Here is an 11,377-nt window from a genome sequence, read left to right on the forward strand (position 1 = left end):
CAGGGAAATGGATACACGTAAATTGATTATGGTGGCAGCGCTCTGTGCGCTGTCCGGCTGCGTGACCGAGACTAGCTACGTTGGCCCGAACTCGACACAAAGGGAAGTCGGCCCGGATCTGAAGGCCGCGGCCCAGACCAGGCTGGATCTGGGCATCCAATATCTGCGTCAGGGCAACAGCGAGCAGGCCAAGTTCAATCTGGACAAGGCGCTGCAATATGACCCCGGCAACCCCCAGATCCAGATAGGCTTCGCCTATTTCTTCCAGCAGGTGCAGGATTTCAAGTCGGCCGAGGCGAGTTACAAGAAAGCCCTGGTCATGGATCCGACCAATGCTGACGCCATGAACAACTACGGCGCCTTCCTCTGCAATCGCGGCCGCTTCGACGAGGCCGACCAGGCCTTCAACCGGGCCATCGCCCAGCCAGACTACGTCAAGATCGCCGACACCTACGAGAATGCGGCGCTCTGTGCGTTGCAAAACAACAGAAAAGACAAGGCGAGCGAATACTATCATCTGGCCTTGGGGTATAATCCCCGCGATCCAGGGTTATTGCTGGACTTGGCCGAGCTTTCCATGAAAGATGGCAAGCTGACCGATGTGCAGGACTATCTCGTTCGTTATGCGGCCGTGGCCGAGGAGAGCGAACAGAGCCTCTGGCTGAGACTGCGTCTCGCCCAGTCGATGGACAAACCGGCATTACTTCACCAATTCGGGACTGAGCTGGTACAGCGCTTTCCCTCTTCGCCACAAGCCAAGCGTTACTTAGCCAATGACTATTGAACAGCAACACGACTCTCAAGACGAATCTCAGGCAGCGGGCCCTGGCCAGCTGCTGCGCGCCGCTCGCGAACAGCTTGGCTGGACCCGTGAACAGGTAGCGTCACGCCTTCATCTTCGTCTTACCCTGATTGCGGCTATCGAATCAGATACTTACGACAAGCACACCTCTCATACCTTCATCCGGGGTTACCTGCGCACCTACGCCAAGCTGGTGGGGGTGCCCGAGGAGACTGTGCTCGCCGCCTATACCAAGCTGGGGTTGACCCCCCCGGACAACATCGACATGCAGAGCTTCTCGCGCCGCTCCCGTCAGCAGGCCAATGACAGCCGCCTGAAGTTGGTGACCTGGCTGGTGATCCTGGCCCTGATCGGTCTGTCAGTCGCCTGGTGGTGGCAGAGCACGGCCAAGCGATCCGCCGGGGAGGAGGCGCTGGCCGCCAGCGAGATAGGCGCCTCTGCCTCCCCCGAGGTGAGCGAGGCCACCGAAGGCGAGCTCTCCCTGGTGGAACCGGCGCCCCTGGCCGAGGTGGATCAAGGTGCCGCGTCCGCGAGCGAAGAGCCTGCCGTGAGCGCCGCCATCCCCACGGCCCCGGTCGAAGAGCCCGTGGTCAGCGAGGCCGTGGCCACGGTGGCCGAGCCCGCCGCAGAGCCCGCCGCAGAGCCGGCCAGCGTGCCCCAGCTCAAGCTCAACTTCACCGCCGACTGCTGGCTCGACGTGAAGGATGCCACCGGCAAGACCCTGTTTAGCGGCCTGAAGAAGGCCAATGACGAGCTGGTTCTGAACGGAACCGCGCCGCTGAAATTCATCGTGGGCGCGCCCATGGCGGTCCGGATTGAGTTCGAAGGCCAGTCCATCGACATGAGCCGTTACAATAACGGCCGGACCGCCAAGTTCGCGTTGCCGCAGGAGTAAGTTGTACCCATGTCCGCTCATGTATCCCCGATCATTCGTCGCAAGTCCAAGCAGATCATGGTGGGTAAGGTACCGGTGGGGGGCGATGCCCCCATCACGGTCCAGACCATGACCAATACCAAGACCACGGATGTGGCCGCCACCGTCGAGCAGATCCGGCGGATCGAGCGGGTCGGTGCCGATATCGTCCGGGTCTCGGTGCCCACCATGGAGGCGGCGGAAGCCTTTCGCCTCATCAAGCAGCAGACCCAGATCCCCATCGTTGCCGACATCCATTTCGATTACCGCATCGCCCTCAAGGTGGCCGAGTATGGCGCCGACTGCCTGCGCATCAACCCGGGCAACATCGGCAATGAAGAGCGGGTGCGCGCCGTGGTCGACTGCGCCCGTCATTACAACATCCCGATCCGCATCGGCGTCAACGGCGGCTCCCTGGAGCGGGACATCCAGGAAAAGTATGGCGAGCCGACCCCGGAGGCCCTGCTCGAATCGGCCATGCGCCACGTGGATTACCTGGACCGCCTCAACTTCGACAACTTCAAGGTGAGCGTCAAGGCATCCGACGTCTTCCTGGCGGTCGGCGCCTATCGCCTGCTGGCCAGGCAGATCGACCAGCCCCTGCACCTGGGGATCACCGAGGCGGGCGGCTTCCGCGCCGGCGCGGTGAAATCCGCCATCGGCCTTGGCATGCTGCTCACCGAGGGCATCGGGGACACGCTGCGCATCTCCCTGGCCGCCGATCCGGTGGAGGAGGTGAAGGTGGGCTTCGATATCCTCAAGTCCCTGCGCATTCGCTCCCGTGGCATCAACTTCATCGCCTGTCCCTCCTGCTCCCGTCAGGAGTTCGACGTGATAGGGACGGTCAACGCCCTGGAAGAGCGGCTCGAAGACATCATCACCCCCATGGATGTCTCCATCATCGGCTGCGTGGTGAACGGCCCGGGCGAGGCCCTGGTCTCGGATCTCGGCCTCGCCGGCGCGGCCAACAAGAGCGCCTTCTACGAGGGGGGGCAGCGGGTCGACCGGCTCGACAACAAGGATCTCATCCCGACCCTGGAGCGGCGCATCCGTGCCCGCGCCGCCATGCTGGATCCCGCCAACCAGATCCAGGTGGACAAGGGTTGAACCGGTAAAGGTACAACCAGAGCGGGGGCCCCAGGGGTGGGCCCGCCGTTTTGTTTTTTTTTTTTAATACCGCAACCGGGCCCCCGGATTTTAACAAGGGGTGGAAAAAACCGATAATGCGGCCAAATTTCACGTCTTTTCTCGAGTAGCAACGTGGCAAAACAGATTCAAGCGATTCGCGGTATGAATGACTGCCTGCCGGAGCAGAGCCCGGTATGGCAGAAAGTGGAACAGATCCTGCGTCAGGTTGTCGCCAGTTATGGCTACAGCGAGGTGCGCATGCCCATCGTCGAGCAGACTCATCTGTTCAAGCGTGCCATCGGTGAAGTGACCGACGTGGTCGAAAAAGAGATGTACACCTTCGAGGATCGCAATGGCGACAGCCTGACCCTGCGCCCCGAAGGTACCGCCAGCTGCGTGCGCGCCGGTATCGAGCATGGTCTGCTCTACAACCAGGAGCGCCGCATGTGGTACATGGGCCCCATGTTCCGCCACGAGCGTCCCCAGAAGGGGCGCTATCGCCAGTTCCACCAGTTCGGGGTCGAGCTGTTCGGCATCCATGGGCCTGACATAGACGCCGAGCTCATCATGCTGACTCACCGCCTGTGGCGCCTGTTCGGCATCCAGGATCACGTCACCCTGCAGCTCAATACCCTGGGTCAGAGCGAGGAGCGCGCCGCCTATCGCGATGCCCTGGTCGCCTACCTGGAGCAGTACAAGGAGGAGCTGGACGAAGACAGCCAGCGCCGCATGTACAGCAACCCGCTGCGGGTGCTCGACTCCAAGAGCGAGCGGGTGCAGGAGATCCTGGTGGGCGCACCGCGCCTGTTCGACCACCTGGGTGAAGCGAGCCTGGCCCACTTCGAGGGGCTCAAGCGTCTGCTCACCGCCGCCGGCATCCGGTTCGAGGTGAACGAGCGACTGGTGCGCGGTCTCGATTATTACAACCTCACCGTCTTCGAGTGGGTGACGAGCAGCCTGGGAGCCCAGGGCACCGTCTGTGCCGGCGGCCGCTACGATGGCCTGGTGGAACAGCTGGGCGGCCAAGCCACCCCGGCGGTGGGCTTCGCCATGGGCATGGAGCGACTGGTGCTGATGCTCGAGACCCTGGAGCTCAATGCCGACATTCGCCCTGCGGTGGATGTCTACCTGGCCATGGTGGGCGAGGGGGTGGAAGCGGCCGGTTTTGCCCTGGCCGAGCGGCTGCGCGATGCGCTGCCTGACTTGCGCCTGATGAGTCATTGCGGCGGCGGCAACTTCAAGAAACAGCTCAAGCGTGCCGACAAGAGCGGCGCGGCCATCGCCCTGATCCTCGGCGAGTCCGAGGCGCAAAACGGCGAGGTGACCATCAAGTATCTGCGTGGCCAGGGGGAACAACAGACCGCCCCGGTCGATGCCGTCATTGCCCTGCTGGCAGACAAAGGAGAGTAAGCCGTGGAAGTGTATACCACCGAAGAACAACAGGTTGAAGTCATCAAGAACTGGTGGAAAGAGAACGGCACCTCGGTCATCGCCGGGACCGTCATCGGTCTGGTGGCCCTGTTTGGCTGGCGCTATTACAACGAACACCAGCAGTCGAACCAGGAGGCCGCCTCCCAGGCCTACAACCAGCTGACCCAGACCCTGGCCAAGGGCGACGATGCCGCCTTTGCCCAGGCGCAGAGCTTCATCGCCGAGCACAAGGGCGAGTCCTACAGCGAGCTGGCCGCCCTGCAGCTGGCTGCCGCCGCCGTCAAGGCGGGCAAGCTGGATCTGGCTGCAGAGCAGCTGACCCGGGTCGTGGCCGAGGGTGACGAGAGCGTGCAGCCCATCGCCGCCCTGCGTCTGGCCCGGGTACTGGGGGATCAGGGCAAGTTTGACGAGGCCCAGGCCCAGCTTGGCAAGATCAGCAATGACGCCTTCAAGGCCCAGGTGGCGGAAGTGCGTGGCGACCTGCTGCTCAAACAGGGCAAGCCGGAAGAGGCGCGGGATGCCTACCAGGCGGCGGCCGATGCCGGTGGCCTGCAGGCCAGCCCGGAACTCAAGCTGAAGATGGACGATCTGGCCCTGCCGGCCGCCGCCACTGCAGGAGCTCCAGATGCGTGATCTGACATCGGGTTTGCAGCGCGACCTCAAACGCGTCGCGCTCGCCACCGCCATCGCCGTGGTGCTGCAGGGCTGCTCCCTGTTCAGCAAGGATGAGGATCTCAATCCCATGGCGCCCCTGCCCAAGGTGGAGTCCAGCTTCCAGGCCGACACCCTGTGGCGCAGCTCGGTCGGGGATGGCATCGGCAATTTCTACTCCCAGCTGCGTCCCGTGGTCGAGGATGATGTCATCTATGCCGCCGCCCGCGACGGGGACGTCACCGCCTTCGAGCGCAGCACCGGCAAGGAGCTGTGGAGCGTGGATCTGGCGGACTTGCCGGTCAATGCCGACAAGCGCAGCGCCCGCCTCTCCGGCGGCCTGGTCTCCCGTTACGGCAAGCTGTTCCTCGGCTCCGAGAATGGTCAGGTCTATGCCCTTTCCGAGGAGAATGGCGAGGTGCTGTGGCAGACCAATGTGCCCGGTGAAGTGGTGGCGAGTCCCGCCGTCGAGGATGGCCGTGTGGTGGTGCTGACCACCTCGGGCCGCCTGGTGGCGCTCGATACCGACGAGGGCAAGCTGCAATGGACCCTGGCCGAGGAGCAACCGCCGCTGACCCTGCGCAGCACGGGGGCACCGGTGATCACCAATGGCGCCGTGCTCTACGGCCGCGCCGATGGCAAGGTGGGCATCGCCCTGCTCGGCAACGGCCAGCCGGTGCGCCAGTCCAAGGTGGCCGACCCGCGTGGCGCCACCGAGCTGGATCGCATGGTGGACGTAGATGCCGCCCCCCTCATCGCCGGCGATGAACTCTACGCCATCGCTTACAATGGCCAACTGATGGCCCGCAAGCTGATGACGGGTGACGAGGTGTGGAAGCGCAAGTATTCCGGCTATCGCGACATGGCGGTGACCGGCAATGCCATCGTGCTGACCGACAGCCGCAGCCACTTGTTTGCCATCGACCGTCGCAACGGTCTGGAGCTGTGGTCCAACACCCAGCTCGAAAATCGCAGCGTCACGGCCCCCGTCATCTTCGGTGACTATGTGGTGGTCGGCGATGTGGAAGGTTACCTGTATTGGCTGGATCGTAGCGACGGCACCATACAGGCGATGCAACAGCTCGACAGCAGTGGCCTCTATGCCGCCCCCCTGGTGGATGGCGAGACCCTGTATGTGCAGAGCCGTGACGGCAAGTTGTACGCCCTGAAGCGTCCCTGATCGTCCGACATTATGATTATCCGGCTCCTGGTCTTCGGACCCGGAGCCTTTGTCGTCTTGAGAATGAGGCTTTTATGACTCCTGTAGTAGCCCTGGTGGGCCGCCCCAACGTGGGGAAATCCACCCTGTTCAACCGCCTGACCCGTACCCGGGATGCCCTGGTGGCAGACTTCCCCGGCCTGACCCGGGACCGCAAGTACGGCCAGGCGAAGCTGGGCGAGCTGGAATTTATCGTGGTCGATACCGGCGGTATCGATGGCACCGAGGAGGGGATCGAGCTGAAGATGGCCGAGCAGTCCCTGCAGGCCATCGATGAGGCCGATGTGGTGCTCTTCATGGTGGATGCCCGCGCCGGCCTGACCGCCGCGGATCAGGCCATCGCCGAGCATCTGCGCAAGTCCCAGAAGAAGGTGTTCCTGGTCGCCAACAAGACCGACGGCATCGACGGTGATTCCGCCGTGTCCGAGTTCTACTCCCTGGCGCTGGGGGAGGTCTACCAGATCGCCGCCGCCCACGGTCGTGGCGTACTGAGCCTGCTGGAGCTGGCCCTGGCCCCCCATCTGGAGGAGCTGGTCGAGGCCGCCGCCGACGCCGAAGAAGAGGCGCAGGAAGAGGAGGACTTCGACGAAGAGGCCCTGCTGCGCATGGTCGCCGCCGGTGAGCTCGATACCAGGGAGGACACCAAGGAGACCCCGTTCGCCGACCTGCCCATCAAGTTCGCCATCGTCGGTCGCCCCAACGTCGGCAAGTCCACCCTGACCAACCGCATGCTGGGGGAAGACAGGGTCATCGTCTATGACATGCCGGGCACCACCCGGGACTCCATCTACATCCCCATGGAGCGTGACGAGCAGAAGTACGTCATCATCGACACCGCCGGCGTGCGTCGCCGCGGCAAGGTGCACGAGACGGTGGAGAAGTTCTCCGTCATCAAGACCTTGAAAGCCATTGAAGATGCCAACGTCTGCCTACTGGTGATCGACGCCCGCGAGACCATCACGGATCAGGACTTGAGCATCCTGGGCTTCGTGCTCAACACCGGCCGCTCCGTGGTGCTGGTGGTGAACAAGTGGGACGGCCTGGATCAGAAGGTGAAAGAGGACGTCAAGAACGAGCTGGACCGTCGTCTGGGCTTCATCGATTTCGCCCGGGTGCACTTCATCTCCGCCCTGCACGGCAGCGGGGTCGGCCACCTGTTCGAATCCATCCAGGAGGCGTACCAGTCCGCGACCCGTCGCACCAGCACCGCCATGCTGACCCGCATCATGCAGATGGCCCAGGAAGATCACCAGCCGCCCATGGTCAACGGTCGCCGGGTCAAGCTCAAGTATGCCCACGCCGGTGGCTACAACCCGCCGCGCATCGTGATCCATGGCAACCAGTTGAACGACTTGCCGGATTCCTACAAGCGCTATCTCATCAACTACTTCCGCAAGTCCCTGAAGATCATGGGCACCCCGATCCGGGTCGAGTTCCAGGAGTCGGTCAACCCGTTCGAGGGCAAGAAGAACAACCTCACCCTGAGCCAGGAGCGCCAACGCAAGCGCCTGCTCAAGATGAAGAAGAAGTGATGACGACGGCTGCCTCAGGGCAGCCGTTTTACCTTGATGGGGGTCAAGGTCCGGGGGCCCGGACCCTGTTACCTTGACCCGGGCCAGCCGTCGCCCCCATGCTGATAGCGGTGAACCTGCGCGCCTGCTTGGGCCGGCGCCATCCAATGAGGACCCTTGTCATGAATGATTCCTCCCCCTGCTGCCCCCTCTGCGCGGCGGCGCTGGATCCTCGCCACGGCGAGCAGCGTTGCCCCGGCTGCCATGCCGAGTTGAGGTTCGAGGCCAGCTGCCCCGATTGCGGGGCCCCGCTGGAGCGCCTGCAGGCGTGCGGCGCGGTCGACTACTTCTGCCAGGGATGCAGCTCCCTGATCTCCAAGCGCCGGGTGATCTTTGCCATTACCCGGGTCGATGAATAGGTGGATGGGGCTGGCCCCATCCGGATTGACGGACAAGAAAGAGGCGCCCCTGGGGCGCCTCTTTGCTTAAGGTTTGACTCGGCCTCTTGGCGGGCCTGGTGCGTATCGGTCAGGCAGGCTCCGCCGCGGCGGCGAGCAGGCGCTTGCGTTTGAACTGGTAGCCGATGGCCAGTACCACTATCCAGACCGGGATGAGCAGCACGGAGATCTGGATGCCCGGGGTCAGGTACATGATCACCAGGATGACGGCCATGAAGGCGAGGCAGAGGTAGTTGCCCACCGGGTGCCAGAACGCCTTGAACCTGGGGGTCACCCCTTCGGCCTGCTTGGCCTTGCGAAACTTGAGGTGGGCGAGGCTGATCATGGCCCAGTTGATCACCAGGGCCGAGACCACCAGGGCCATCAGCAGCTCGAATGCCTTGCCCGGGATCAGGTAGTTGATCAGCACGCACAGCAGGGTGGCGGCGGCAGAGACGGAGATGGCCGCCACGGGCACACCGCTCTTGCTGGTCTTGAGCAGGGCCTTGGGACCATTGCCCTGCTTGGCCAGGCCAAACAGCATGCGGCTGTTGCAGTAGACACAGCTGTTGTAGACCGACAGCGCCGCGGTCAGTACCACCATGTTGAGCACGGTCGCCACCAGGTTGCTGTCCAGGGCGTGGAATATCATCACGAAGGGGCTGCCCCCTTCCACCACCTTGCCCCAGGGATAGAGGGACATCAGCACGGCCAGGGCGCCGATGTAGAAGATGAGGATGCGGTAGATCACCTGGTTGGTGGCCTTGGGGATGCTCTTCTGGGGATCGTCCGCTTCCGCCGCCGTGATGCCGACCAGCTCCAGGCCGCCGAAGGAGAACATGATCACCGCCATGGCCATCACCAGACCGCTGATGCCGTTGGGGAAGAAGCCCCCCTGATCCCAGAGGTTGCTGACGCTGGCATCTGGGCCGCCGCTGCCGCTGGCCAGCAGGTAGCCGCCAAAGCCAATCATGCCGACGATGGCGACCACCTTGATGATGGCGAACCAGAATTCCATCTCGCCAAACGCCTTGACGTTGGTGAGGTTGATGGCGTTGATCAGCACGAAGAAGAAGGCCGCCGACATCCAGGTCGGGATCTCGGGCCACCAGTACTGGACATAGATGCCCACCGCCGTCAGCTCGGCCATGCTCACCAGCACATAGAGCACCCAGTAGTTCCAGCCGGAGGCGAAACCGGCAAAATCCCCCCAGTATTTGTAGGCGAAGTGGCTGAAGGAGCCGGCCACCGGCTCTTCCACCACCATTTCGCCCAGTTGGCGCATGATGAGAAAGGCGATGAAACCGCCGATGGCATAGCCGAGCAGCACCGAGGGGCCCGCCATCTTGATGGTCTGGGCGATGCCGAGAAACAGGCCGGTGCCGATGGCACCGCCCAGGGCGATGAGCTGAATATGGCGGTTCTTGAGTCCGCGCTTGAGCTCCTGGCCCTCTTGTTGAAGATCCATGCTTCCTTCCTTACGTCGCTGAGTTCACTCGTCTCTCGCCCCGTTGGCCAGGACACTTCCTGTGCCATGGCTCGGCATGTCGTGCCGAAAACGTGACGAAATCCGTACTTATTTCGTTACATGTGGCCATTTACTGTTTTTTGTAATGGCTACCAACCGCAGCAGAATAGTGATAATCGACCCGCAATGCACCTGTTTTTGCTATCATCCGCTGGCTTTTTCGCCATCAGGCAGCCTTTTCTTGATGTTCTTCTCACTTTCATTAGTCATTGCTCAATCTCTGTTCGCTCGGGTTGGGGCCGCTTGACCTTTCACTCTGCTTGTGAATTGATGCGGGTGGACCTCAAAAGAGGTTCATATGGCGACCGGTGGTGCCGGAGTGTGGTGAGGGGGGCTGGCATCCTCAAGGTGACGGCCTCCCATCATGGTGAACAGCGTGGAGTCAGGAATGATGAAGATAGTGGCCTGGGTCATACAGTCCCTGCTATGGGGGATGCTGTGCCTGGCTCCCCTGCTGTTGCTGCTGGCCCTGGGGGCGGCCCTGTGTCTGGGGCTGCTGGCGCAGGTGCACTGGGGCTGGGTGATGGCGGGGGCGGGCACCATGGGGCTGGCCCTGGGTGTCTGGCTGGCAGAGCGGGTGCGCCATGGTCATGGCCTAGTCTCCTTCCACGGCAAGCTGATGAGCAACCGCGAGCTCGGTGGCCCGGGAGCATGAAGGGCGCCCTCGACGGGCGCCCTCTTGCCATTTTCAGCCGAGGTGCAAGGCGTCCCGCTCTTGGCGATCGGGGCGCCTTGCAGATATCCCAGACCCAGGCTGGGGCCAAAACTTGGGTCAGTAGAGCTGGCGCCGCATGCCGGTGCCTTCGAGGATCTTGGCGCTGATCTCCTCCACCGAGTGGGCGCTGGTGTCGAGGAAGCGGATCGCCTCCTGGCGATAGAGACGCTCCACCGCCGCCAGCTCCTGCTGGCACTGCTCCAGGGAGGAGTAGCGGCTGTTGGCGCGGCGCTGGTTGCGGATCTCGTGCAGCCGCTCCGGGGTGATGGTGAGGCCGAACAGCTTGTGGCGATTGGCCTTGAGGGCGCTGGGCAGCGCCAGGCCCTGCATGTCCTGCTCGATGAAGGGGTAGTTGGCGGCGCGAATGCCAAACTGCAGCGCCAGGTAGAGGCTGGTGGGGGTCTTGCCGCAGCGGGAGACCCCGATGAGGATGATGTCCGCCTCGTCATACTCCTTGGTGGTGATGCCGTCATCGTTGGCCAGGGCGAAGTTGACCGCCTCGATGCGATCGTCATAGAGCTTGCGATTCTCCATACCGTGGGTGCGATGCAGGCGGGGGGTGGCCTTGATCCCCAGCTCCTGCTCCAGGGGGCTGACGAAGGTGTTGAGAAAATCGTGGCTGCTGGCGTGGGCCTTGAGCACCTCCTCCCGCACCAGGGGGTCGACGATGGTGTGGAACAGGATGGGGCGCACCCCGGTCTGGCGGAACTGCTCGTCGATGCGCAGCCGTACCAGACGCGCCTTCTCCAGGGTCTCCACGAAGGGGATGGTGATCTGCTCGAAGATCATGGGGAACTGGCTGAGCACGGCGTGACCAAATACCTCGGCGGTAATGGCGGTGCCATCTGAAACATAAAAAACCGTGTGCACGTCCTTCTCCCTTTTTGCTTGATGCGAAGAAAGTTTCGCTCGATACCAAACGGCCATTGTCAACCGATCTGCCGTTGCCAAGTTGTGAACCAGGTTGCAAACCTGAATCGTTACCTTTTTGTGTTGGCATTGTAGAATGACTGTGTCATTCGGCCTATCCCCAAATCTTGCG

General features: G+C 62.8%; 11 protein-coding genes. 9 read left to right on the forward strand and 2 right to left on the reverse strand.

Annotated features, from left to right (window positions below):
- Nucleotides 1–7: 7 nt before the first annotated feature.
- The 8 genes from pilW to ACW5W4_RS04880 all read left to right on the forward strand — a co-directional run bounded on the left by pilW (nucleotide 8) and on the right by ACW5W4_RS04880 (nucleotide 8,074).
- Nucleotides 8–784 carry a type IV pilus biogenesis/stability protein PilW gene (gene pilW / locus ACW5W4_RS04845; RefSeq protein ID WP_456688599.1) on the forward strand — a complete coding sequence of 259 codons (777 nt, stop codon included), beginning with the start codon at nucleotides 8–10 and terminating at the stop codon, nucleotides 782–784.
- Nucleotides 774–1,697 (forward strand): RodZ domain-containing protein, encoded by a 924-nt coding sequence (locus ACW5W4_RS04850; RefSeq protein WP_456688600.1) that lies wholly within the window; start codon nucleotides 774–776, stop codon nucleotides 1,695–1,697. The genes pilW and ACW5W4_RS04850 overlap by 11 nt, the downstream gene beginning before the upstream one ends.
- A gap of 9 nt (nucleotides 1,698–1,706) precedes the next feature.
- Entirely contained in the window at nucleotides 1,707–2,822 is a 1,116-nt protein-coding gene (gene ispG, locus ACW5W4_RS04855; protein WP_427262279.1) for a flavodoxin-dependent (E)-4-hydroxy-3-methylbut-2-enyl-diphosphate synthase, read from the forward strand.
- Between the two features lie 153 nt (nucleotides 2,823–2,975).
- Nucleotides 2,976–4,253, forward strand: coding sequence for a histidine--tRNA ligase (gene hisS, locus ACW5W4_RS04860; protein WP_427262280.1), 1,278 nt, complete (start codon nucleotides 2,976–2,978; stop codon nucleotides 4,251–4,253).
- Nucleotides 4,254–4,256: 3 nt separating this feature from the next.
- Nucleotides 4,257–4,907, forward strand: a complete 651-nt coding sequence (locus ACW5W4_RS04865) for a YfgM family protein (protein WP_427262281.1) — start codon at nucleotides 4,257–4,259, stop codon at nucleotides 4,905–4,907.
- Nucleotides 4,900–6,105, forward strand: a complete 1,206-nt coding sequence (gene bamB, locus ACW5W4_RS04870) for an outer membrane protein assembly factor BamB (RefSeq protein WP_456688601.1) — start codon at nucleotides 4,900–4,902, stop codon at nucleotides 6,103–6,105. Before ACW5W4_RS04865 ends, bamB begins: the two co-directional genes overlap by 8 nt.
- Nucleotides 6,106–6,179: 74 nt before the next feature.
- The gene (gene der, locus ACW5W4_RS04875; protein WP_427262283.1) at nucleotides 6,180–7,676 is read left to right on the forward strand and encodes a ribosome biogenesis GTPase Der; all 1,497 of its coding nucleotides are present in this window, start codon (nucleotides 6,180–6,182) and stop codon (nucleotides 7,674–7,676) included.
- Nucleotides 7,677–7,837: 161 nt separating this feature from the next.
- Nucleotides 7,838–8,074, forward strand: coding sequence for a zinc ribbon domain-containing protein (locus ACW5W4_RS04880; RefSeq protein WP_408796529.1), 237 nt, complete (start codon nucleotides 7,838–7,840; stop codon nucleotides 8,072–8,074).
- Between the two features lie 109 nt (nucleotides 8,075–8,183).
- Here ACW5W4_RS04880 and ACW5W4_RS04885 read toward each other — a convergent pair whose 3' ends face one another.
- On the reverse strand, nucleotides 8,184–9,560 hold the full coding sequence (locus tag ACW5W4_RS04885) for an amino acid permease (protein ID WP_456688602.1): 1,377 nt from the start codon (nucleotides 9,558–9,560) through the stop codon (nucleotides 8,184–8,186).
- A 448-nt stretch (nucleotides 9,561–10,008) separates the two neighbouring features.
- Here ACW5W4_RS04885 and ACW5W4_RS04890 point away from each other — a divergent pair, with 448 nt between their 5' ends.
- On the forward strand, nucleotides 10,009–10,275 hold the full coding sequence (locus tag ACW5W4_RS04890) for a hypothetical protein (protein WP_456688603.1): 267 nt from the start codon (nucleotides 10,009–10,011) through the stop codon (nucleotides 10,273–10,275).
- A gap of 117 nt (nucleotides 10,276–10,392) precedes the next feature.
- Here ACW5W4_RS04890 and ppsR read toward each other — a convergent pair whose 3' ends face one another.
- A complete protein-coding gene (ppsR, locus tag ACW5W4_RS04895; RefSeq protein ID WP_408796526.1) occupies nucleotides 10,393–11,205 on the reverse strand; it encodes a posphoenolpyruvate synthetase regulatory kinase/phosphorylase PpsR in 813 nt (270 codons plus the stop codon).
- Nucleotides 11,206–11,377: the final 172 nt, after the last annotated feature.

It is taken from the genome of Aeromonas crassostreae, from assembly GCF_054052445.1.

Excerpts from the sequence above, each read along its gene's own strand:
- pilW (WP_456688599.1), top strand. The coding sequence starts at position 8 with ATGGATACACGTAAATTGATTATGGTGGCAGCGCTCTGTGCGCTGTCC.
- ACW5W4_RS04880 (WP_408796529.1), top strand. The coding sequence starts at position 7,838 with ATGAATGATTCCTCCCCCTGCTGCCCCCTCTGCGCGGCGGCGCTGGAT.
- ACW5W4_RS04890 (WP_456688603.1), top strand. The coding sequence starts at position 10,009 with ATGATGAAGATAGTGGCCTGGGTCATACAGTCCCTGCTATGGGGGATG.
- bamB (WP_456688601.1), top strand. The coding sequence starts at position 4,900 with ATGCGTGATCTGACATCGGGTTTGCAGCGCGACCTCAAACGCGTCGCG.
- ACW5W4_RS04885 (WP_456688602.1), bottom strand. The coding sequence starts at position 9,560 with ATGGATCTTCAACAAGAGGGCCAGGAGCTCAAGCGCGGACTCAAGAAC.
- ACW5W4_RS04850 (WP_456688600.1), top strand. The coding sequence starts at position 774 with ATGACTATTGAACAGCAACACGACTCTCAAGACGAATCTCAGGCAGCG.
- ispG (WP_427262279.1), top strand. The coding sequence starts at position 1,707 with ATGTCCGCTCATGTATCCCCGATCATTCGTCGCAAGTCCAAGCAGATC.
- der (WP_427262283.1), top strand. The coding sequence starts at position 6,180 with ATGACTCCTGTAGTAGCCCTGGTGGGCCGCCCCAACGTGGGGAAATCC.